This window comes from Agreia bicolorata (assembly GCF_000938265.1).
Classification (GTDB): domain Bacteria; phylum Actinomycetota; class Actinomycetes; order Actinomycetales; family Microbacteriaceae; genus Agreia; species Agreia bicolorata.
This window is the reverse complement of sequence record NZ_JYFC01000006.1, coordinates 45,982-66,940: the sequence shown is the minus strand read 5'-3', so window position 1 is coordinate 66,940 and position 20,959 is coordinate 45,982. Positions and strand designations below refer to the sequence as shown.

Genomic DNA, 20,959 nt, shown 5'->3' with positions numbered 1-20,959 from the left:
GGTCGGACGGGGACGTCGCGGCGGTAGAAAGTGCACGACCGGTCAAGCTCGCGTGGTCCCGGAGTTTTGGGGGTAATTCTCAGGGCGGGACAAACGCAGATCAGGTGGCGGTCATCGTCACTGCTGCTAACGTCCGAGTGAGCTGCTGCTCGTCCGGAGACCACAGCCCACTGTGCAGTAGCTCGAACAGAACGCTCCGTCGTGACACGGTCAAACCACGTCGTCAGCGCAACTTCGATCACTTGACCACCTCAAGACCGGCGGCGCGACTGCCTGTCCCGCCCTGGAGATCCCGATGCGAACTATCTACAGACCGCTCACCCTCAGCCGCCCCTTGCGTATTGGCCATCGAGCGCCAGGTCCGGTAGCCGCATCGCCTGGAGCACGAGCATGAGTGCGGCTCGCCAGCGTCTTCGCATCCTGTATGTCAGCGATCTCGCTTACGAAGCGAAGGGCCGACGCTACTGCGACGAGGACATCTACCTCTCCACTCAGCTCGGCGACGATTTCGACGTCGCGATCTGCCCCCCGCTCGCTGCACAGCAGCTGATGGACGCGTTCGACGTCGTCGTGTTGCGCAATAGCGGGCCTGTCATTCACTACCTGCCTGAGTACGAAGCATTCCGGGAGGCCGCGCGAAATCGCGGAATCTGCGTGTTCACTGAACCGACCGGACGAGCCGATCAGACAGGTAAGCAGTACCTGCTCGATCTGTTCCGAGCCGGATACCCAGTCATCCCCACAATCGACGACGCCGCCGACCTCGCGCAACTTCCCCACACTGCCGAATACATCGCGAAGCCGAAGTTGGGAGCTGACTCGATCGGCCTCACTGTCGTGCAGCGCGACCAGCTTCCCACGCTCCACTACGACAATCTGCTCGTGCAACCTCGCATCGATTTCCAATACGAGGTCTCGTTCTACTACGTGGACCGCACCCCGCAATACGCACTCAATGCTCCAGACCCCACAAAACGGTGGGAGCTGCAGCACTATCAAGCGAGCGACGACGACTGGACCTTTGCTCAACAGTTCATCGATTGGAACACGATCGAACACGGCATCCAACGCGTCGATGCCTGCCGCACAGGAGATGGGGAATTGCTCCTTGTGGAGCTGGAAGACCTCAACCCGTACCTATCGCTCGACCTGCTCGACGAGCATGCCCGTACATCCTTCATCACCGCAATGAAAGAGTCGATCAGAGCGTCGGCCGTCAGACAATAGCCATCGCCTAACAGGCTGAGCTATGCAGTTTGGGTATCTTCATCAAGCCGTCTGGGCCTCGGAGAGAGCCGCGTCTAAGCCGCCGCCTCATGCATCCTCTCCGACCGACCTGCCAACGATGAGGTACTGGACACCAAAGGACAGTCACCCCCAAACAGGGGCTCACAGACAACTCCCAGCAAAATAACGTTTTGGTAACTAGCGCTCCGTTACTCAACCGTTATATGGTTCTAGAGCGTTAGTTGTTTGCTGTGGCAAGTAACGCGGAATGTGATTGCAGGACACTCTTGGTGCAAGGGAAGAAAGCCCGTCGTTAGCCTCTACGACGGGCTTTCTGTCTGTCTGCGGGGCCCCTCACTTCGGCGGGGATGTCAACCCGCCTCTCCTCTTTCGGGAATTCCTCGGCGGCCGCCCTAATGTGGAGCCACGAGAGGATCCCCATGACCAAGCCAGCCTCCCCCGTCGACGCGTGGGAATCCCTTTTCCGCGCGCAGGTCGCCGTGATGCGACAGATCGCGTCGGAGTTCCCCTCCGGCGTCATCTCGCTGAATGAATACGACGTGCTCTTCACCCTGACCCGCAGCGAGAACCGCACCCTGCGCATCCGGGAATTGAACGAGAACGTGCTGCTCACCCAGCCGAGCATCTCTCGCCTGGTCGACCGGCTGTCGGCCCGCGGTCTTGTCACGAAGCTCACCGATCCGAACGACGGCCGCGGAACCCTGGTCTCGCTCACCGACGCCGGATTTGCGCTGTTCCGCGACGCCGCTCGCATTCACGGTCGCTCCATCACGAGCCGCATGAGCACGGCCCTCTCACCCGATGAGCTCACTGAGCTCGCCCGCCTCACCGGCAAGCTCTACGCGAGCGTCACCGCCAGATGAGCGCACCCAGCATCGTCTGGTTTCGCGACGATCTGAGGGTCGCAGACAACCCGGCCTTGCACGAGGCCGCCCAGCGTGGCGAGCCCATCGTGTGCCTCTACATTCTGGATGACGCCAGCTCAGGCCTCAGGCCACTGGGCGGCGCGGCCCGCTGGTGGCTGCACCACAGTCTCGAGGCTCTCGCCTCGTCGCTGCGCGACATCGGCCTCGAGCTCACTCTTCGACGAGGCGCGGCCGCCGACGTGATCGACTCCGTCGTGACCGAGACGGGCGCGAAGGCCGTCTTCTGGAACCGCAGATACGGCGAGGCCGAACGAAACGTGGATGCCGGCATCAAGTCATCGCTGCGGGCTGCGGGTGTCGAGGCGCGAAGCACTCAGGCGTCACTGTTGTTCGAGCCCTGGACCGTGCTCACGGGCCAGGGTGCCCCCTATCGTGTGTTCACGCCGTTCTACCGGTCGTGCCTCGCCGAACCCGAGCCGCGGCATCCGCTGCCCGTCGTCGACGAGGCAACCCTCTTCGCCGGCGTGACCAGCGACGCTCTGGATGACTGGTCTCTGCTGCCCACAGCGCCTGACTGGGCGGGAGGCCTGCGCGAGGCCTGGACGCCGGGCGAGACGACGGCGCTCGAGCGACTCCGAGCGTTCCTGTCTGACGAGCTGTCGTCGTATGTGGCCGAGCAGGATCTGCCGGCGCAGGATGCGACATCCGGTCTCTCGCCGTATCTGCGCTGGGGCGAGATCAGCCCGTTTCAGGTGTGGCACGAGACCCGCTCTTACGTGGCGTCGCTCGACAGACGCACCTCGGAGGGAACCCGGGCCGCGGAGGGGGCGAGCGCGTTTCTGCGGCAGCTCGTGTGGCGCGAGTTCTCGTATCACCTGCTTTTTCACTGGCCGCAGATCACGCACGCCAACATGCGACCGGCCTTCGACGATTTTCCGTGGGCCGAGCCTTCTCCGGTCGTGATGGAGGCGTGGCAAATGGGCCGCACAGGAGTCCCCCTCGTCGACGCCGGCATGCGCGAACTCTGGCAGACCGGAATCATGCACAACCGGGTGCGCATGGTCGTGGCGTCGTTCCTCGTGAAGAATCTGCGCATCGACTGGCGCGAGGGCGAACGATGGTTCTGGGACACGCTCGTCGACGCCGATCCGGCCGCCAATGCGGTGAACTGGCAGTGGGTGGCGGGGTCGGGAGTCGACGCGGCGCCGTACTTTCGCGTGTTCAACCCCGAGCTTCAGGCCACGAAGTTCGATCCCGCCCGCGAGTACATTCGCCGATTCGTGCCCGACATCGACGCAGAGACCTACCCCCCGCCCCTCGTCGACCTGAAAGAGTCGCGCAAGGCCGCTCTGGATGCCTACGCCTCGATCTCGAAGGATCGCGCGTTGGGCGAGCCGGGCTAGGGTTCGCGCCCGATCGTTCCCTGAGCCTGTCGAAGGGGCACTTCGCCGCGAGACTTCGCGAGCATCGATTAGGCGCAAAGGCACCCTCGTCGGCTGCGGAAGGTGCATCTGCGCCGACTGACTTTGCTGCGCTTGATCGACTCGGCGCACATGCACGCAAGGCCGGGGTTTTCGGCGCTTGTGGGCCGAGTCGATGCGGGCGCCCCTTCGACAGGCTCAGGGGACGGGTGCGGGTGCGGGTGCGGGTGCGGGTGCGGCTAGATTCCCTCGCCAGGAACGATGGTGGAGTCGATGCTGCGGTTCAGAGCCTGCGCGTCGGCGTCGAGGTCTCGGAGCTGCTGTTGCAGGTCTCCGAGTCGCGTGGTCTTGTCGTTGATCGCTGTTCTGCGCGCGTCGAGCTCGGAGTCGCGGGCGATGAGAGCCGCCTTGTCTGCATCGAACCCGGCCGGATCGCCGGAGTAGCCGTAGGCCTGGTTCTTGGCGATAAAGGCGTCGATGTCGGCGTTGAGTTGGTTCTGGTCGGCGTTGAACGTGTTGGTATCCGACTCGATCTCGTCTGCGAGCGCGAGAATCTGGTTCGACAGGTCTGTCGTCTGCTGCTCGAGGTCGGTGAACACCTTCATGTACGAAGCGTGCAGGCCCACAACAATGCTGCGGTCGTTGAAGTAGCGCTTGTAGTACGCCTCGAGTTCAGGGTCGAGATCGGCGAATTCAGTTCCGACGATGGAGTGCAGCTCGGTGATGCGGGTGCCCGGTTGCGACGCGGCATAGGCGTCCATGCGGTCTGCGAGCTCGGGATCGTCTCCGTGCTCCTCGTAGGCCTTCTCGAGCAGTTCGCCCAGATGGTCCTGCGACTTCTTGTCGAGGCGGTCGAAAGCGGCGTGCAGCATCTCGTGGGCCGCGGTGACCTCGCGCAGCCCATCGAGGCGCTCCTCGGTGACGTCATAGAGATGGATGGTCTCACCCGTGTAGCAGCCGAGGAGGAACTGCTCGGGGCGGATTCCGCAGGCCGTGTTGAACTCGTTGGCCGTGTTCAGCTCGGGATGACTCGTATAGAAGATGAATGTGCCGACGTCGTTCAGGTCTGCACGCTCGACCAGCGACGAGATGTTGTCGCTCGGGGTGTAATCGGCTACCGACTGGCGATCGGCGATGAGTCGAGCGTTGGCCGTGTAGTAGATGACGATCGAGGCGGGAAGCGCGATCGCGAGCAGCGCGGCGACGCCGACCATCAGGTACTGCCACCACGTCATGCCTCGTGTGCGGACGGGCTTGGGCGGCGGCGAAAAGGTGGGCTGCGGCTGTGGGCCACCGAACCGCTGCTGATAGGCGGGCTGCGTCGGCATGGGCCCCTGCGTCGGCATCGGCGGAACCGGGGGTCGACCGTGCGAGCCGCCCTGCTCGGGGCCGGTCGGATACGGGGGAAGACTCACGGAGGTTCCTAACACTCGTCACAATCCTGCTCATCAGAATAGCGGGGCGCGGATTTTGCGAGAGGAAGAGCCGAATAGAATTGATCGGGATCGCAAGACGAGGAGCACGATGAGCACACGCTGGACACGCGTCGCTCGCGGCAGCCTCGCCGCCGGATTCTCCACTTTCGTCGCCGCCTTCTCGCACGCCCTCGCCGGCGGAACCGCCCCCAGCGTCGCGGCGCTCTCTCTGGCCATAGCCTTCTCGACCATGATCTGCGTGGCGCTCGCCGGGCGCGGGCTGTCGTACTGGCGAATCGGCGCATCGGTTGCCGTGAGCCAGGTCTTCTTCCACACGCTCTTCAGCCTCATCGCGACTCCGGCGGCACACACAGTGGGCGCGCGCCCCGCCGCCCACAGCGGCCACGACATGGCCGCGATGTTCGCACCCACGGGGCCCGCGGCATCCAATGGAATGGCGATCACGATCGACGTCGCCATGGTCGCGGGCCACGTGCTCGCGGCGATCGCCACCTTCGCCGCGATCATCTGGGGCGAGCGCGCCGTTCGAGGGCTGCTGGCCGCTGCGCTGCTGCGCACGACCCGCCTTGCATCGCTCCTGCTTCCCACGCCGGTCTTCGCGCCCCGGGCCGTCCGCCTCGGTCGCGTGCACCGCATCGACGCGCCGGCCATGCTCGAGGTGCTGCGCGCATCCCTCTGGCACCGCGGCCCGCCGCTCTTCGCCTGACCCCTTCCCCCTTAATCGGGCGGCACTACTCGGGCCGGCACTCGCCTGCGCACCGAGATCTTTTCGCGCACCCTGCGCATCCATCTCGCCGGAGCAACCGCGCGTTCGACGCGCCCCTCCGCACTCTTTTCAAGGACTCGCCATGAAGAAATCCACCTCGCTCACCCTCGCCTCGACCGGCCTCGGCCTCGGCGTGCTGCTTGCGGTCGCCGTGCCGCTCTCGGCAAGCGCCCACGTGAGCGTCACCCCCGCCGCAACCGCCGCCGGGTCGTACACAGTGCTCACGTTCGCCGTTCCGCACGGATGCGATGGGTCGGCCACCACGTCGATCACCATCGACGTTCCCGAGACGATCCCGTCGGTGACGCCCACCATCAACCCCAACTGGGACGTCTCGAAAGTCATGGCCCCGCTGGCAACGCCGACGACGAACGCTAAGGGTGTGGCAACAGCGGAGCGCGTCGGTCAGGTTGTGTACACGGCCAAGACCCCGCTGGCAGACGGCTACCGCGACACCTTCGCGCTCTCGCTGCAGTTGCCGACCGATGCCGCAGGCACGACCCTCAAGTTCCCGGTACTGCAGACCTGCGAGACCGGGTCGACAAACTGGAACGAGGTCCCGGCCGCCGGGGCTGACGAGGACTCGGTCGAGCATCCGGCGCCCAGCATCACCGTGACGGACGCCGTGGCCACAGAGGCCGACGGCGATCCGATGCCGGCCGGCAGCATGGCGTCGGATGCGACGGGCTCGGCCCCGAGCGCGGCCTCCGGCTCCTCGGACGACGTGCTGGCGCGCGTGCTCGGTATCGGCGGTCTCGTCGTGGGAGCCGTCGGCGTCGTCATCGCCGTAGTGGCCACGCGACGCTCGCGGGCGGCCTAAGCGCATGCGCATCCCTCTGCCGAGACTGTCGACCGGCGTGACCATCGCGATTGGCGCCCTGGCTCTGCTCGGCACGGGCGCGCTCACCGTCGGCGCGATCGGTCAGCTTCCGGCTGCGTCGGCGCACAACTATCTCGTGTCGTCGACGCCCGAGGCAGGCTCTGTGCTCACCACGCTGCCGAGCGACTTCGTGATCACGACCAACGACGTGCTGCTCGACTTCGGCGGCGAGAACACCGGATCGGCCGGCGCGCTCGAAGTGCAGGGCCCCGATGGCCTGTTCTACGGCGACGGATGCGTGACCGTCTCGGGACCCTCCATATCGACGGCGGCCGCGCTCGGCCCGGCAGGTGACTACACGGTGATCTGGCGGGTCGTCTCGACCGACGGCCATCCGGTGTCGAATCAGTTCTCGTTCACCTGGCAGCCGGATGCGGGGCAGCCCGCCTCGACCGGTTCCAAAGCCGCGCCCGTCTGCGCGACGGCGGTCGACACGACCGGCGACAGCAACTCGGATGGCGGTTCCACAGGGTCGTCCGCAAACAGCTCGGACCAGAAGTCGGTGGCCGCCACGTCGGATGACGAGTTCCTCTCAGTGGTGGCGTGGGCCGGTGGAGCTCTCGCCGCCGTCGCGGTCGCCGTGGGCGTGACTTTGTTCGCGCTGCGGCGGCCGAAGCTGGGAGCCGGCTCCGGAAGTGATTCACGCTCCTCGGGGGATATCTAGCCCTGACGCGAATCGGAGCTCTCACCGAGACTGGTGAGAGCTTCGATTCGCGCGCTTCGCGAAGGAAGCGAGGAAAGAGCAGGAACCGCGTGATTGCACACAGCACCACCGAGCCGAGTCAAGAGACGATCTCGCTTGTGAGGCTGTCGCCGACGGAATGGCGAGTCTCCGACCCTCGCGTATCAGTTCACGACGCCGCGTCACTCCTCGGGTTCATTGAGGCACGAGGCGGCGTTTTCGAAGTGACCCTTTTGAAGAGCGGCGTCGCATCCCGCACCGTGCACAGCCTGGATGACGCGCTGTCACTCTTCGCATCAAATCATGATTCCGGCCGTGTCTCGCCTAGTGTGAGAGGATCATCGCGCACAGCGACGCAGTAAGGCACGAGGGGACATCATGGGAAAGTTGCTATACGGTGACTCCGACATCGAGATCGAGTTCGACGACAGGGCACTGACACACCTTCAGATCGTGATCGGCTCGAAGCTCCGCCGCGGCGAGAGCTTCTTCTTCTCGTGGAAAGACGACCCGGCCATCGGCGATGGTCGGTCGAGCATCTGGCTCGACAAGTCGATCCCCCTCTACTTCAAGTTCTTCGGCGGAAAGATGCCCACCCTGAACCGCGAGTGGCTCGAGATTCTGACCTCGTCCGCCAACAGCGGGCAGGGCCTCATCTTCTCTGAAGAGCCGAACGGTGCGACGAATCCACCTCGAGGGCACGTCTAGAACTGTCGGCGGGGCCGTATCACAGCATGCGTTGACACGCCCAACACCCCCTCAACAGGGGTAACTTAAACCTGCTGTTTACACGCACGACTTCGAGTCGTCGCCGAACATCCCTTGGATAGATGGGTACCCACCCACTATCTGAACAAGGGATGCCCATGCCCCGAATGCACCACAGCAGCCTCAGGATCGGCCTCGCCGTTCTGGCGGGCACGGCCCTCGCGGCCAGTCCGGTGATCGCCGTACCCGCTTTCGCAGCCAGTACCGGAGTCATCATCAGCGAGGCCTACGTCAACGGCGGATCCGCCGGCGCCACGTACCTCAACAAGTTCGTCGAGCTCTACAACCCGACCGACACGGCCGTCGATCTCAGCTCGATGTCTCTGCAGTACCGCTCCGCGGGCGGATCGGCCAACCCCAGCGGCGTGCTGTCGTTGACCGGCAGTATCGCAGCCGGCGGGTACTACCTGATCCAGGGTGGAAGCAACGCGGGCAACGGGGCAGCGCTGCCTACGCCCGACGCCATCATGAGCGACTCCTTTGCCGCGGGGGCCGGAGGCACGCTGTTCCTGTCGAATCAGACCGGCCTGCTCGCCGCTCCCCCCACGGGCTCGCTCGTGAACGACCCGGCCATCGTCGACTTGCTCGGCTACGGAACGTCCAACACCTTCGAGGGCTCCGCCGCTCCCCGGCCGTCGATAACCACCTCGATGACGCGCACCACGCCCGTCGACACCGACGTGAACTCCGCGGACTTCGCGCTCGCCGCCCCGACGCCGCAGAACAGCGGCGGCGAGGTTACGCCGGAGGAGCCGGGCGGTCCTGCGGTCGAGGCAGCGATCGCCGAGATCCAGGGCACGAGCGACACGAGCCCGCTGGCCGGCCAGACCGTGATCACCCGCGGAGTCGTGACCGCGAGCTACCCCACGGGCGGCTTCAACGGCTACGTGATCCAGACGCCCGGCACCGGGGGAAACCTCGACCTGGCGACGCACACGGCATCCGACGGCCTTTTCGTCTTCTCGTCGGCCACGGTGCAGCAGGCGGCCATCGGCGCGTACGTCGAGGTCACCGGCGTCGTGTCGGAGTATCAGGGCCTGACCGAGCTGACCGTCGCATCCGGCGGACTCACCGCGCTGACCGACGCGGTCACCCCACCCGCCCCCGCAGCCGTCGCCCTGCCCAGCGACCCCGCACTGCGGGAGTCGCTGGAGAGCATGCTGCTCTCCCCGGCCGGCGACTACACGGTGACCGACAACTACGACACGAACTACTACGGGTCGATCGTGCTCACCGCCGGCACCGAGCCCCTCGTGACGCCCACCTCGGTGACCGAGCCGGGAAGTGCGGACTACACGGCACTCGTCGCGGCCAACGCGGCCGCGGCCGTAACCCTCGACGACGGGGCGAGCACCAACTTCAACAGCGCCGCAAACAAGTCGAAGCCGCTGCCGTACCTGACCGTCGAGAACCCGGTTCGCATCGGCGCAGCCGTGACCTTCACCAGGCCGGCCGTCGTCGACTACCGCTTCGGTGCCTGGAACCTGCAGCCGACGCAGGAGCTCACCCCCGCGAACGCCGCGACCGTGCAGCCCGCGACCTTCGAGAACACACGCACGCCCGCTCCCGCCGCAGTCGGTGGCGACGCGACCGTGGCCTCGTTCAACGTGCTCAACTACTTCTCGACTACGGGAGACGAGCTCACGGGATGCACCTACTACACCGACCGTGACGGCGACCCCGTGACCGTCAACTCCGGCTGCGACGCCCGCGGAGCCGCCGAGCAGGAAGACCTCGACCGGCAGCAGGCCAAGATCGTCTCGGCGATCAACGCCCTCGACGCCGACGTCGTCTCGCTCGAGGAGATCGAGAACTCGAGCCGCTTCGGGCTCGACCGCGACGCATCCCTCGCCGAGCTGACCGACGCGCTCAATGCGGCGGCCGGCGCGGGCACGTGGGCGTTCGTGCCCTCCCCTGCGGCGGTTCCTGCGAGCGAGGATGTCATTCGCACGGCGTTCATTTACCGCACGGCAGTCGTCGAGACGGTCGGCGACTCGGTGATCGACGACGACACGGCCTTCTCGAATGCCCGTTACCCGCTCGCCCAGGCGTTCCAGCTGGTCGACGGAGGAGAGTCCACGCGCTTCATCACCATCGTGAACCACTTCAAGTCAAAGGGGTCAGGCACCGGTGAAGACGCCGACCAGGGCGACGGGCAGGGCGCATCCAACGCCTCGCGCGTGCGCCAGGCGACGGCCCTCGTGACGTTCGCCGACGGCCTCGTCTCAGACACCGGCATCGACCGCGTGCTTCTGAGCGGCGACTTCAACTCGTATGAGAAAGAGGACCCGATCGACGTGATTCTCGCGGCCGGGTACACCGACCTCGGCGAGGCCACGGGCAAGAAGAGCTACGCCTTCGATGGCGCGGTCGGCTCGCTCGACCACGTCTTCGCCTCCAAGGCCGCGGCGGCGGATGTGACAGGCACCGACATCTGGAACATCAACTCTGTCGAGTCGATCGCCCTGGAGTACAGCCGGTACAACTACAACGCGGTGAACCTTTACAGCGCCGATCCCTACCGCTCGAGCGACCACGACCCCGTGGTCGTGGGGCTGTCGTTGCGTGAGGATGAGCCCGTTGACCCCGGCACCGGACTTCCGGAAACAGGCACTCCGGGCGTGGCAGCCGGCAGTTCGGGCTCGGGAAGCCTCGCCGCGACAGGCACCGATGCGGCACCCATCCTGTTCGGAGCCCTTGCACTGCTCGTTCTCGGAGCAGGGTTCGGCGGCCTGGCGCTGCGGCGTCGCCGCTCCTAGGCGCGACTAATTCAGGAGAAGCGCGTCACCGTCGCCATAGTGGCCTCGGTGACGCGCTCTTCCTGAATTGCGTGCGGGCACTAGTCCTTCAGGCGCTCCACGAGGATCGCGCGGCTCATGCGCGAGTACCCCACGACGCCCTTGGCCTTCGCCTGCGCGCGAAGCTCGACGAGGGTCGGCGGCTTCGTGGCGACGGATGCCTTCGGCGCCGCTTTCGGCGCGGCCTTGGTGGCGGATGCCTTCGGCAGATCGAGTCCACGCTTCGTCGCCGGAGGCGCGGATGTGATGGGCGGCGTGGCAACCGCCTTCGCTGTCGGCTTCTTAGCGGCCGGCTTCTTGGCAACCGGCTTCTTGGCGGCCGGCGCTGCTACAGCCGGGCTCTTCGCCTGCGGCGCGGCAGCAGCCTTCGTGGCAGGCTTCTTCGCCGCCGGCGTCTTGGTGACCGGCTTCTTCACGGCAGCTGTCGCTTCTTTCGCGGCGACGGGCTTCTTCGGCTCCGGCACGACATCCTTCACGACGTTCTCGAGGTCGCGGCCAACCTTCCTGGCCTGCTTGCGCAACTCCTTCGAGCGCTCGCTCGCCGCCTTGCGTGCCTTCTTCACTGCGGTCTCCGCCGCGGCTATCGCCTCGCGCGCCGCCTTCTCGAGCTTCTTCTCGATGTTCTTCGCAGCCTTCGACGCGGGCTTCTCGTTCGACTTCTTCGTCGCCTTCGATGCGGGCTTCTTCGTCTTCTTATCAGCCATGACGGCCCCCTTCATTCACACGACGCTGACGCGTCGGGGTTCCAGAGTGGCACTACTCAGTGAGAAAGTACCGAACCGCGCATTCGACACACGTCGAGACCCGTCTCGGGTGTGCAAAAAAGGTCGGTGCACCCTGCCAATACAGGCCGAAATTGCACACTCGATGACATCAGCGTGACGACGTCACGCGACCTCTTCGAGGGGCGGCGCGGCATCCAGTGGATGCGCGATCTCGTCGCGCGGCATGCGGGCGATGAGCAGGGCCGCCACGGCGAAGAACACGGGCACGATCCCCGCGACGAGGAACGTGGGCATCAGACCGACCGCTTCGCCGACCGAGCCCGCGAGCGCCATCGACACCGGCATGAGCGCGAGCGAGACGAAGAAGTCGAGGCTCGACACACGCCCGAGCAGTTCGCGTGGCACGCGCCTCTGAAGCAGAGTTCCCCAGATCACCTGGCCGGCCGAGCCCGTGAAACCCACGACGAAGACGGCGACCGCCATGACCCAGAGCTCACTCGTGAACCCAATGATCGCCAGGGGAACCGAGCCGATGCCCCACGCGAGCAGCATCACAGTCAGGTAGCGGCGCGGCAGTCGACGCGAGGCGACGACGATCGATCCGATCGCGCCACCCACTCCGAAGGCGGCGAGCACGAGGGCGAACGATCCGGCACCTCCCCCTGTCTGCTCGCGCACCGCGAACGGCAGCAGCACCTCGATGGGCCCGAGCAGCACCAGCACCCAGCCGAACGCGAAGAGCAGAGTCGCGAACAGCCACGGGGTGCGCACCATATAGATGACGCCCTCGCGCATGTCGCGATACACCGAGACGAGCGGATGCGCGGTGTCGCCCGAGCGGTCGCGCGCGACGGGCACGCTGCGCATCACACTGAGCCCCGCGAGCGCGAGGATATGCACAGCGACAATCACAACGAACGCGAGGGGCGGGCCGCCGATCGCGATGAGCCCTGCTGCGAGCGCCGGGCCGGCAGCCTGCATGGCGGCGGGGCGAAGCACACCCTCGATGCCGTTCGCTGCGAGCAGGTCGTCGGCAGGAAGAAGCGAGGGAAGAATCGCGGAGTACGCCGGGTAGAAGAACCCCTCGCCAATGCCGAGCAGAGCGGCTGCTGCGACCAGGTGCCAGAGCTCGAGCGACCCGGTGAGCGCGAGCGTGGCGATGCCGGCCATGCTCACCAGCTTGACGCTCTCAATGCCCACGAGAATCAGGCGCTGCGGCACGCGATCTGCGACGACTCCGCCGATAAGTGTGGCGCCGACCATTCCGATGCTCGTGGCGGTCGCCGTGATCGAGAGCTGCAGCGGCCCCCCGCCGAGCTCGATGACCTGCCAAACGAGTGCCACCAGCCACATGCCCCCGCCGAAGAGCGACAGAGTGAGCGCGCCAAAGAGCAACCGGTACTGCCCGGTAGCGAAGGGCCGCATGGCGCGGGGAAGCTGTGCCATGCTTCCACGGTACGGGCTGCCACCGACGGTGCGAGACACTGGATGCATGGCCACAGCGAACACATTCACGCCCGAGAAACTCTTCCGCGTCTTCGCCCTGCTAGAAACCATCACGTGGACGCTGCTCATCGCAGGCATGATTTTGAAGTACGCGGTCGGAGTCGGCGACTGGCCGGTATCGATCGCGGGCTTCATTCACGGATTGATCTTCATCGCGTATGCACTGCAGGCCGGCGTCGTGGCCGTGAACCAGCGGTGGCACCTCGGCCTCGCGGCCCTGGCCGTCGCATCCGCCGTGGTGCCCTACGCCACCATCCCGACGGAACGGTGGCTCGCTCGCCGCGGCGATCTCGACGGCGGATGGCGAACGGATGCGACAAGCGACCCCCGAGACGCGCGCCCGCTCGATCGGGCGTTCCGCTGGGCGATTCAGCGACCCATCCCATTGGCGGGTGGTCTTTTCGTGGCCCTCGCCGTGATCATGGCGACGCTGCTGATGGTCGGCCCTCCCGGAGGCAAAGCCTGACCGGTCGCGGCCCGCTCCAATTCAGGAAAATCGCCCCGATTCAGGCACCTTCGCACGCGACGGGTCGGCTTTTCCTGCGTTGAAACGCACTGGCACGACGAAGGACGCGGTCAGCGGCGCAGCCTACGATCGAGCGCATGAGCCTCACCGCTGACGCAGATTCATTTTTGGCCGAATACGAACGACGCACCAATGCGCACGATATCGACGCGTGGAGCGAGCTGATCGCCGAGGACGCCACGTATTGGTTCACGAACGGCACTCACGTTGGAAAACGGGCGATCGTAGACGCGGTCGCATACAACTTCCGCGTCATCGAGGACGAGACCTACCGCATCTCGGATGTCGAGTGGGTGCACCGGGCCGATGACATCGCCGTTGTGCGCTACCGATTCAACTGGACAGGTCTCCAAAATGGACAGCCTGCAAGTGGCAGCGGACGGGGAACCAACGTGATGTCTCGTCGAGACGGTCGCTGGCAGATGACACACGAGCACCTCAGCGCCTGACTCGCTCGCGGAGCTTATCGGCGGCTGAGGTCACGTCGACCCAACACAAGGAAATTTTGCCCGCGTGGCATGGACTTATTTCCAGTTTCTCATATGACTTGCAAGCTGTTCAGCCTGAAGTGGTCGCGGTCCGAGGCGCCACCGTCAGGCTTCATGGCAGCCAACTAACGCACCATGATGCAACGTCGGCTAGCCACCTCCCGAGCACGATACAAGCGTTGTTCACGCTCAGCTTGAGACTTGACGTACCAAACCAATCATGCGAGTACCCCCCTTAATGGTTACGTTGGTAGAGCAAGTTTGTCTCGAACGATACGGAACGAGGTAGGTAATGGTTAGTACAAATTCGCATTGGAAACTGGGGTTTGGTTTCCTCGTGGCAAGCACGTTTGTCATTGGGGCAGGAATATCCCCCGCCATGGCAGACGACGCTTCCGACACAAACAAGACCGCCGACCTGATCTCGGCGGTCGCGCCAACGCAAGGTGAGGTTCAGCTAACGACCATCTCGGGGCAGGGCGGATTTGATTCAACCGCGGCAGCGCTGCCCCTAGATTCTTCCGACACCGTGACAGTGAAGGGTGATGCCGAAGTCCCCCTCCAGATCGGGTTGCCTCAGCATGGGCCTTCAGTCGCGGGGAAGCAAGCCTCAGACGGCACGATTGTCTACACGAGCAACAGCGCCGTCGATGTTGCCGCGCAGTCCTTGTCGTCAGGAAAACTTCGCCTCCAAACGGTGTTGAAGGACGAGTCTGCACCTCTTACCTATTCATATGAAGTAGGAGCCGACTACTCCCTTGCCGAAGCCGCAGACGGGACGTTTTGGGCATACCGCTTCGCCGAAAATGGCCAGATAGAGATTTATGGCATCGGCGAAGCCTGGGCTCGGGATGCAAACGGTGCTGTCGTCGACACCCATTACGAAATCGACGGCAACATCCTGAAACAGGTCGTTGCCCCTGCGGCTGACGCCGCATATCCTATCGTCGCTGATCCCACCGGGGAGTGGTACTCCGCCGCATACGGCGCGGGATTCAGCAAGCAGGAGACGAGGGAACTCGCCAATGTGGGTGCCGTGACCGGTTTCTGCGCAACCATCGCAAAGTTCCCGGCACTTGCCGCTGCGTGTGGCATAGCAGGTGCGCAGTGGTTCCTGCAGGCCGGGCTAGCTGCGAATGCAAACGGCTGCGTCTTCATCGCTGCGATCCCAGCTCCCCTTGCAATTCGGTGGATTAGCGACAACTGCAGATAGTCTGTAAGCGAAGCCCGGCGGACGCTCATGCTCCGCCGGGCTTTCATACGAAAGGAAATCATGCTGCTTTCTGCTCTCGTGATTCTCGGAGGAATCTGCATAGGGTTCCTCACCGGCGGCTCACGCATCCCCGAGACAAGATTTCTGCCGACTGTGAGTTCATTTGTGGCCACAGCAGCGCTTGCTGCCATCCTCTTCGTTGTTGAGCCTGCCAACCTTGGAGCCGCACTTCTGCTCGTATTAGTGACCGTCGGCACATCGGTTCTCTATGCCGCTTGGCTCTGGAAGAAAAGACTGGATTCGTCGGTCAGCTACGGCTGGATCGTTCGTCAAGAGTTCCTCCGTCCGAGCCTCCTCCGTTCTCTTGACGAAGAGCAGTTGGCGAGCGCAGACGCCTCTTTGGCCGAATCAAAGCCCTAGCGTGGCGGCAGTTCACGTGAGCCGGAAGCTTCTCTAGTTAGAGAAACCGGACGCGCGAGGTACACCAGGGCGAGAGCGACAACCTCCGGTTCCGCAGGCACCAATCCGGAACTACCCATGCCGATGGTCGGATGAGGCGTCGACAGTACTGTCGCGCACGTATCGTGCCCTGTGCAGAATCCGACTAGTAACGCTTGTGAAAATGACATCGGCGCCACTACAGATCCGGTGGGACCTGACTGGACATCCCGATGCAGCGACGAGGATGAGCTAGCTAGCCTTCTCCGCGCGGACACTCATGCGTGCCGCCGGCATCGAGGGCGCGACCCAAAGCAAACGAGTCATGACAACTCGCCCCAACCCCACGTCCGCGAGGCACCCGGACCAGGTGAAGCGGGAGGCCCCGAACCGGCTGCGGGTCACTGATCTGCAGTTCGTGCCGACCCGGGCTGGGGTCGCGTAGCCTGCAAGTGGCAGCGGACGGGGAACCAACGTGATGTCTCGTCGAGACGGTCGCTGGCAGATGACACACGAGCACCTCAGCGCCTGACTCGGCGCTGGGTTCGGCCTCGACCGGCGGATCAGACCTCGTCGTTCGCGGCTGCCTCGATCCAATCGACGGCCTCGTCGGAAGGAAGAAGGCCGTCTGGGCCGACCTCGGCGACCCAGGTCGATTCCGAAGTCGCGACTCCCCCGGCCGCAACAATCTCGGCGATCACGGAGGCAGGAAGGGCCTCGCCATTGTGGGCGATCAACCAGGCCTGCGTTGCGTCATTCAGATTCGGCCACCACTGTTCGATCGTCATGAGTGAAGTCTCCCACCGCTCAGCGAGCCCCGTCTGTCCCCCGTCCGGTGCCCGCACCGCCCGTATTCAGGAAAAATCGTGCCGAACCGAGCTTTTCGCGCACCGAGGGTCGATTTCTCCTGCGTTGGAGCGCGGACTTCTCAGGGCAAACAAAAAAGCGGCCCGCTTTCGCGAGCCGCTTTCTGGTGTATCTCTGTGCGCCCTAAGGGATTCGAACCCCTGGCCTTCTGATCCGTAGAAAGGTTCGGGCCATGTATCCAAGTCCACTGCGTATGTCTGGCGGGTCATCCTTCACTCCCCCGCTCTCGTTGGATCACCTGGGACAGCGATGCGTTGCTGTCATGGTTGCTGTCAATCGATCGTGGGCCGCATCGTGACTGAACCAGCTCTCGCAGACCTGCTACTCCCCACGCTGCTGCCGCACTCCCCAGCCGGCCATGTTCGGATGCGTGCTGACGCACTGCCCACAAACGTGTTCGGTTCCAACGTGCGCGGCATCGCACGGGAATCTGAATGGGATCGAATCCGGCTCGCCGTCTCGGCTCGAGCTGGCAAGCGCTGCGAGATCTGCGGGGGTGAATCCCTCGGCCCAAAGCGACGTGTGCAGCATCCCGACTGCCACGAGATCTGGCGTTTCGAGCTTCGAGAGTCTGAGGTGGTCCAGGTCCTCGCGGGCCTTATCGCTCTCTGCAAGAAGTGCCACAACACCCAACACGTTGGGCGCGCTTTGGATCTGAAGGACGTGAAAGAGGTACTGGCGGAGGTGAACGGGTGGAACTATGCCGAAGCGCATGATGATGTCCGACGAGCATTCGCAAGGTCAGCGCACCTCAAGGATTACCCAATCAACCTCGACCTATCGTTGCTTCGCGGCCAGATCCTGGTTCCGGGAAGTTCGGACTTGAAGTTCACGGCCGAAGAGCGGACCGCTCTCGGAAACAGTTGGACTCGCGCCAAGCCTCCTCCGCAAATGACAGAGCTTGATTTCGACCTGAGTTGAGCTCGATAACTGCATAGCAAGGCAACGGATAAGCTCGAACAGCGGACTCGCCCCACACTCGTGGATCGGCGGGTCTTGCTGTTTAACCAGGCAAGTCGAACACGGTCGAGCGAGGAGCGCCCGGACCGCAGCGGAGCGAGGACCGGACGCACCGCAGCTCGACCCCGCCGGGCTTGCCCGGCGCTTGAACGAGTAAAGAAAGTTCTCACGGCTCATCCGCCCTCCCGCGCGTCGCCCGCAGGACGCGAGCTTCTAATTCCCGTCGGCGCTAATATTTGGATTCAGGGCGCTCGCTCTGTAGAAGTCGCCACAGGGACGGCAATGCATATTGGATTTCAGCGCTCAGGCGGGCGAGGTGAGTACGAGGTCGTTGGATCTCATTCGGGGTACACGGCCATCAGCCTTCAGGGGTGGACTTTCTATCTGTGGTGGCCCGACGGCCTAGTCCGAGATACTGACCTCGAGCTCGAGCCGGCAGAGAGCGGGAAGCCCAGACTTCGGTCACTTCGTAGCCCTCAGTTTCAAATCGGTCGAATGATTGCTTCGATGCTGATGCTCCCCGATCCTCGACGTGAATACTCGAAAACCGAACGAGGACTTCCAGTCATTCGGCCAAAGGGATATGTGCTGTCCCGGGTCGGATTTGGGCCAGATACAGAGTTCACCGGAATGGCCGATCGGGTCACCATTCATCCCTCCTTCGTCAATCTTGACAACCTCACCGACAGCGTCTCAATCGGGGTTGAACAACGTTGGCAACGAATCGAGGCCGTCTATGCTTCGATCGATCGCCTACCGGACGCAATACGAGCGCGTGTGGCCTTTCACCGCGACTTCATGGCTTCCGGTGGCGCGGTCACTACTGTCTTAGTCTCAGCCGTTACTGCCCTCATCCGTGATCTGCAAGGGGCAACGGATCCGTGGAATTCGTCGCCGGGAGCAGACCCCCTCCCAGTCCTGGAACAGATTCTGGGCATCGCACCAACGCTCGGGCCAGCTCTTCCCCCACCAGACGAGATCGGCGAAGAGGAACCCGAGGTTAGTGCCAGATCGGCTCACCAATACAGGCTCGCGAAGATGCGCGGCGCTTCCGGTCGATCGTTCAGCACCAGTGTTCGAAATGCATACTCTGGGCGCTGTCTCTTTTGTGGCGGCGTATTTGGAGGCATCCCTGGAGTTCGATCTGGAGTGGATGCCGCACACATCTTGGCTTGGAGCAAGTACGACCTGGATGTTGTCCAGAATGGGATTAGCCTCTGCAAGCTTCACCACTGGGCGTTCGATGCAGCCTTGCTAATGCCGATTTATGAGAACGGAAAGTACTCGCTGCACTTTACCGAGCTTGCTACAGACATCGATCAGAGCAGCTTGGCTCTACTGGGGCAAAGCGATTTCGAGATCCCCACGCAGTGGTTCCCCGCTGACAAAGCCCAATGGCCTAGCCCTCGATACCTTGACCGCCTCTACGCAGACTTAGCTATTTCGTTCACTTCTTGAACTCGCCTGGAGAGCAGATCGTCAGCCAGTTGATCGACGATACGATGACCGATCCACTCGACAACCGGAACGGAGACGGCGTTTCCGCAGGCGTGGTAACGGGCAGAATCGAGAGTGTTCTCGTTGGCGATCTCATGAACCGGCATCGTCCAGTTATCCGGGAACCCCTGTAGCCGTTCCGCTTCGAGAGGGGTTAGTCGTCTGACGCGTCCATGAGGGTAGGAGACGTAATTGCGTGACCAGTCGGTTCCGGTGTGTCGGGCAGACTCGGCATAGAGGCAGTGAGCGAGCTTTTTGACGAATCCTTGCTCAGAATTTCCAACGCTGATCGCAAAGGGGGAAACAGGTTTCTCCCCATTCGATCCGCTCTTCTCAGAATTCCTGTCGCCGCGTTCGGACTCAAAAAGTATCGATCCGGCGGCGTCTGCTCCTCTAAGAGATCCGACAATGAAGACTCGACTTCTGCTTTGGGGGACGCCGAAGTGTCGACTGTCAAGTACTCTCCATGCGACGCCATACCCGATGTCGGCCAGCGTCCGAAGGATGATTGCGAAATCTCGTCCATCGTGGGAAGAGAGGAGTGCCGCAACGTTTTCGAGGACGACAACTTCGGGGCGACGCGCTTCAATGAGCTTTGCAAAGTCGTAGAAGAGTCCGGATTGGGTTCCTCGGAGCCCGCTTCGCGGTCCCATTCGAGCGAGACTAATGTCCTGGCAGGGGAATCCCCCGACCCAGATTTCGGCTTCCGGGATGTCATACGGATCTACCTCCTGAATGTCTGATGCCTTCGGCACGTCTGGCCAATGCTTCTCGAGAATGTCGAGGCAAAATTCCTTCTTTTCGCATTGCCAAACTGTCTCCATACCGGCGTTTTCGAATCCGAGATCGAAACCGCCGATGCCAGCAAAGAAACTGGCAACGCGGACCCTGGGTTCGTTCTCGTCCGCCTGTTCCTGAGGAGTACCTTCAGTCACCACGTCCAACAACGTTCTCACCAGTCCACCGTTTCAAAATTCATCACTTTTCGGACACTAACCTATGCAACCGACACTGCCAGAGTACGGTGATTTCCAGTCGCAGAAGAGACCAAAACACCTACGCTTCCACTGAGCCAAGCACGAAGGACTTAGCAAAATTCCCTGGTCTGGTCGAGCGCCGCGCTTGGTAGTTGGCCTAATCAGTGGTTGTCGACGGGATCAACTGCAATCCGCTCCAGGGCTATGGCTAGGGGAGGATTAGCAGTTGACCGGGCCTTCGCCTCATCGGCCCTTCGCTTCGTTGCCGAGCGTGGACGGGCGTTCTGAGTACTCAGATTCGACGCAGAGGCTCCCACGGCCCCGCTAAAATCCGTGAGGTCCGAGAGGCTTAACGAGGGAAATCCGATCAGGATCAGTTCGATATCCGGTTCGTCGCTGAGTAGCTCATTGATGCCATCAACGTTTGCCTGACTGTACCTACGCGGTATTCCCTGTGGAGACGCCTCCTGCGCTCGAGCGAGGTCAGCCATAACGGGGCGCGGCTGATGGACGCGGTGCGCGTACGCCGTTAGAAGAGCGCGCAGATCCGCGCTCGCGCGAGCAACCTTGTGCGCGTCGGAGATGGACATCCGGAGAAGGTCCTGAACGTCGCGGGGCTTGTCCGGCCACACCATTTTTCCTAGATGCTCGCTGCTGCGCAGAATCTTGCTATTTAGAGCCTGGACAGCTTCCACAACGGGCTTCGGAACAAGTCCCCACCCGTCCAGGGCCCCCGGCTCTTCGATCTCCGTCATGTATCAAGTCTCGCGCATGAGGACGCCATTCGCATGTCTTTATTAAATCCACTCTTGCGCGCGTCATAAACATTTGTTTATGCTCGACACACAGTGGACGAGCTGAAGTGCATCAAGCATCAGTCAGTCCGTGGAGAAAGTT

Annotated in this window: 20 protein-coding genes and 2 pseudogenes; 16 read left to right on the top strand and 6 right to left on the bottom strand. The window is 63.3% G+C overall.

All coding sequences use genetic code 11. The features are described from left to right. Positions 1-390 precede the first annotated feature (390 nt). From TZ00_RS13470 to TZ00_RS13460, 3 genes are all read left to right on the top strand, one after another. Positions 391-1,227, top strand: a complete 837-nt coding sequence (locus tag TZ00_RS13470) for a hypothetical protein (protein ID WP_044442461.1) — start codon at positions 391-393, stop codon at positions 1,225-1,227. Between the two features lie 440 nt (positions 1,228-1,667). Beyond that, entirely contained in the window at positions 1,668-2,111 is a 444-nt protein-coding gene (locus TZ00_RS13465; protein ID WP_044442459.1) for a MarR family winged helix-turn-helix transcriptional regulator, read from the top strand. Then, the gene (locus tag TZ00_RS13460) at positions 2,108-3,517 is read left to right on the top strand and encodes a cryptochrome/photolyase family protein (protein ID WP_044442457.1); all 1,410 of its coding nucleotides are present in this window, start codon (positions 2,108-2,110) and stop codon (positions 3,515-3,517) included. Before TZ00_RS13465 ends, TZ00_RS13460 begins: the two co-directional genes overlap by 4 nt. Before the next feature lie 257 nt (positions 3,518-3,774). Here the strand turns inward: TZ00_RS13460 and TZ00_RS19005 are convergent, their stop codons facing one another. Beyond that, the gene (locus TZ00_RS19005; protein WP_152631204.1) at positions 3,775-4,950 is read right to left on the bottom strand and encodes a proline-rich domain-containing protein; all 1,176 of its coding nucleotides are present in this window, start codon (positions 4,948-4,950) and stop codon (positions 3,775-3,777) included. A gap of 109 nt (positions 4,951-5,059) precedes the next feature. Here TZ00_RS19005 and TZ00_RS19985 point away from each other — a divergent pair, with 109 nt between their 5' ends. The 5 genes from TZ00_RS19985 to TZ00_RS13425 all read left to right on the top strand — a co-directional run bounded on the left by TZ00_RS19985 (position 5,060) and on the right by TZ00_RS13425 (position 10,826). Next, the gene (locus TZ00_RS19985; RefSeq protein WP_052521576.1) at positions 5,060-5,677 is read left to right on the top strand and encodes a hypothetical protein; all 618 of its coding nucleotides are present in this window, start codon (positions 5,060-5,062) and stop codon (positions 5,675-5,677) included. Between the two features lie 142 nt (positions 5,678-5,819). Next, positions 5,820-6,557 carry a YcnI family copper-binding membrane protein gene (locus TZ00_RS19765; protein WP_044442456.1) on the top strand — a complete coding sequence of 246 codons (738 nt, stop codon included), beginning with the start codon at positions 5,820-5,822 and terminating at the stop codon, positions 6,555-6,557. Between the two features lie 37 nt (positions 6,558-6,594). Further along, entirely contained in the window at positions 6,595-7,281 is a 687-nt protein-coding gene (locus TZ00_RS13440; RefSeq protein WP_161793774.1) for a copper resistance CopC family protein, read from the top strand. Between the two features lie 396 nt (positions 7,282-7,677). Then, positions 7,678-8,007 (top strand): DUF7882 family protein, encoded by a 330-nt coding sequence (locus TZ00_RS13430; protein WP_044442452.1) that lies wholly within the window; start codon positions 7,678-7,680, stop codon positions 8,005-8,007. A 158-nt stretch (positions 8,008-8,165) separates the two neighbouring features. Next, on the top strand, positions 8,166-10,826 hold the full coding sequence (locus TZ00_RS13425) for an ExeM/NucH family extracellular endonuclease (RefSeq protein ID WP_084606151.1): 2,661 nt from the start codon (positions 8,166-8,168) through the stop codon (positions 10,824-10,826). A gap of 80 nt (positions 10,827-10,906) precedes the next feature. Here the strand turns inward: TZ00_RS13425 and TZ00_RS13420 are convergent, their stop codons facing one another. Both TZ00_RS13420 and TZ00_RS13415 read right to left on the bottom strand, forming a co-directional pair. After that, entirely contained in the window at positions 10,907-11,569 is a 663-nt protein-coding gene (locus TZ00_RS13420) for a hypothetical protein (protein ID WP_052521573.1), read from the bottom strand. A gap of 183 nt (positions 11,570-11,752) precedes the next feature. Beyond that, complete coding sequence (locus TZ00_RS13415) at positions 11,753-13,036, bottom strand: MFS transporter (RefSeq protein ID WP_044442450.1); 1,284 nt, start codon at positions 13,034-13,036, stop codon at positions 11,753-11,755. Positions 13,037-13,082: 46 nt separating this feature from the next. On the opposite strand from TZ00_RS13415, the gene TZ00_RS13410 reads away from it, so the two are divergent. The 6 genes and pseudogenes from TZ00_RS13410 to TZ00_RS20640 all read left to right on the top strand — a co-directional run. Continuing rightward, complete coding sequence (locus tag TZ00_RS13410) at positions 13,083-13,562, top strand: DUF3817 domain-containing protein (protein WP_044442448.1); 480 nt, start codon at positions 13,083-13,085, stop codon at positions 13,560-13,562. Between the two features lie 137 nt (positions 13,563-13,699). After that, positions 13,700-14,071, top strand: a complete 372-nt coding sequence (locus TZ00_RS13405) for a YybH family protein (protein WP_044442447.1) — start codon at positions 13,700-13,702, stop codon at positions 14,069-14,071. 418 nt (positions 14,072-14,489) lie between these two features. Next, the gene (locus tag TZ00_RS19000) at positions 14,490-15,323 is read left to right on the top strand and encodes a hypothetical protein (RefSeq protein ID WP_052521572.1); all 834 of its coding nucleotides are present in this window, start codon (positions 14,490-14,492) and stop codon (positions 15,321-15,323) included. A gap of 60 nt (positions 15,324-15,383) precedes the next feature. Continuing rightward, positions 15,384-15,743, top strand: a complete 360-nt coding sequence (locus tag TZ00_RS13395) for a hypothetical protein (RefSeq protein ID WP_044442446.1) — start codon at positions 15,384-15,386, stop codon at positions 15,741-15,743. A gap of 295 nt (positions 15,744-16,038) precedes the next feature. After that, positions 16,039-16,203: pseudogene (locus TZ00_RS19760) on the top strand (IS3 family transposase); the annotation flags it as partial. An 18-nt stretch (positions 16,204-16,221) separates the two neighbouring features. After that, positions 16,222-16,293 (top strand): annotated as a pseudogene (locus TZ00_RS20640) (nuclear transport factor 2 family protein); the annotation flags it as partial. 31 nt (positions 16,294-16,324) lie between these two features. Here TZ00_RS20640 and TZ00_RS13390 read toward each other — a convergent pair. Continuing rightward, positions 16,325-16,549, bottom strand: a complete 225-nt coding sequence (locus TZ00_RS13390; protein WP_044442445.1) for a hypothetical protein — start codon at positions 16,547-16,549, stop codon at positions 16,325-16,327. 361 nt (positions 16,550-16,910) lie between these two features. On the opposite strand from TZ00_RS13390, the gene TZ00_RS19750 reads away from it, so the two are divergent. Next, the gene (locus tag TZ00_RS19750; protein WP_238579690.1) at positions 16,911-17,549 is read left to right on the top strand and encodes a hypothetical protein; all 639 of its coding nucleotides are present in this window, start codon (positions 16,911-16,913) and stop codon (positions 17,547-17,549) included. Between the two features lie 534 nt (positions 17,550-18,083). Further along, positions 18,084-19,046: an HNH endonuclease gene (locus TZ00_RS19380; RefSeq protein ID WP_161793773.1), complete on the top strand. Its 963-nt coding sequence runs from the start codon at positions 18,084-18,086 to the stop codon at positions 19,044-19,046. Here the strand turns inward: TZ00_RS19380 and TZ00_RS19375 are convergent. Then, on the bottom strand, positions 19,013-20,041 hold the full coding sequence (locus TZ00_RS19375; RefSeq protein ID WP_238579689.1) for a DNA cytosine methyltransferase: 1,029 nt from the start codon (positions 20,039-20,041) through the stop codon (positions 19,013-19,015). The genes TZ00_RS19380 and TZ00_RS19375 overlap by 34 nt on opposite strands. Before the next feature lie 182 nt (positions 20,042-20,223). Beyond that, positions 20,224-20,817, bottom strand: coding sequence for a hypothetical protein (locus TZ00_RS13370; RefSeq protein WP_044442442.1), 594 nt, complete (start codon positions 20,815-20,817; stop codon positions 20,224-20,226). Positions 20,818-20,959: the final 142 nt, after the last annotated feature.

Coding starts and splice junctions, on each gene's coding strand:
- TZ00_RS19985 (WP_052521576.1), top strand. CDS start 5,060: ATGAGCACACGCTGGACACGCGTCGCTCGCGGCAGCCTCGCCGCCGGA.
- TZ00_RS13395 (WP_044442446.1), top strand. CDS start 15,384: ATGCTGCTTTCTGCTCTCGTGATTCTCGGAGGAATCTGCATAGGGTTC.
- TZ00_RS13420 (WP_052521573.1), bottom strand. CDS start 11,569: ATGGCTGATAAGAAGACGAAGAAGCCCGCATCGAAGGCGACGAAGAAG.
- TZ00_RS13465 (WP_044442459.1), top strand. CDS start 1,668: ATGACCAAGCCAGCCTCCCCCGTCGACGCGTGGGAATCCCTTTTCCGC.
- TZ00_RS13405 (WP_044442447.1), top strand. CDS start 13,700: ATGAGCCTCACCGCTGACGCAGATTCATTTTTGGCCGAATACGAACGA.
- TZ00_RS13425 (WP_084606151.1), top strand. CDS start 8,166: ATGCCCCGAATGCACCACAGCAGCCTCAGGATCGGCCTCGCCGTTCTG.
- TZ00_RS13410 (WP_044442448.1), top strand. CDS start 13,083: ATGGCCACAGCGAACACATTCACGCCCGAGAAACTCTTCCGCGTCTTC.
- TZ00_RS19380 (WP_161793773.1), top strand. CDS start 18,084: ATGATTGCTTCGATGCTGATGCTCCCCGATCCTCGACGTGAATACTCG.
- TZ00_RS13370 (WP_044442442.1), bottom strand. CDS start 20,817: ATGACGGAGATCGAAGAGCCGGGGGCCCTGGACGGGTGGGGACTTGTT.
- TZ00_RS19765 (WP_044442456.1), top strand. CDS start 5,820: ATGAAGAAATCCACCTCGCTCACCCTCGCCTCGACCGGCCTCGGCCTC.
- TZ00_RS13390 (WP_044442445.1), bottom strand. CDS start 16,549: ATGACGATCGAACAGTGGTGGCCGAATCTGAATGACGCAACGCAGGCC.
- TZ00_RS19000 (WP_052521572.1), top strand. CDS start 14,490: ATGGCAGACGACGCTTCCGACACAAACAAGACCGCCGACCTGATCTCG.
- TZ00_RS13470 (WP_044442461.1), top strand. CDS start 391: ATGAGTGCGGCTCGCCAGCGTCTTCGCATCCTGTATGTCAGCGATCTC.
- TZ00_RS13460 (WP_044442457.1), top strand. CDS start 2,108: ATGAGCGCACCCAGCATCGTCTGGTTTCGCGACGATCTGAGGGTCGCA.
- TZ00_RS13430 (WP_044442452.1), top strand. CDS start 7,678: ATGGGAAAGTTGCTATACGGTGACTCCGACATCGAGATCGAGTTCGAC.
- TZ00_RS13415 (WP_044442450.1), bottom strand. CDS start 13,036: ATGGCACAGCTTCCCCGCGCCATGCGGCCCTTCGCTACCGGGCAGTAC.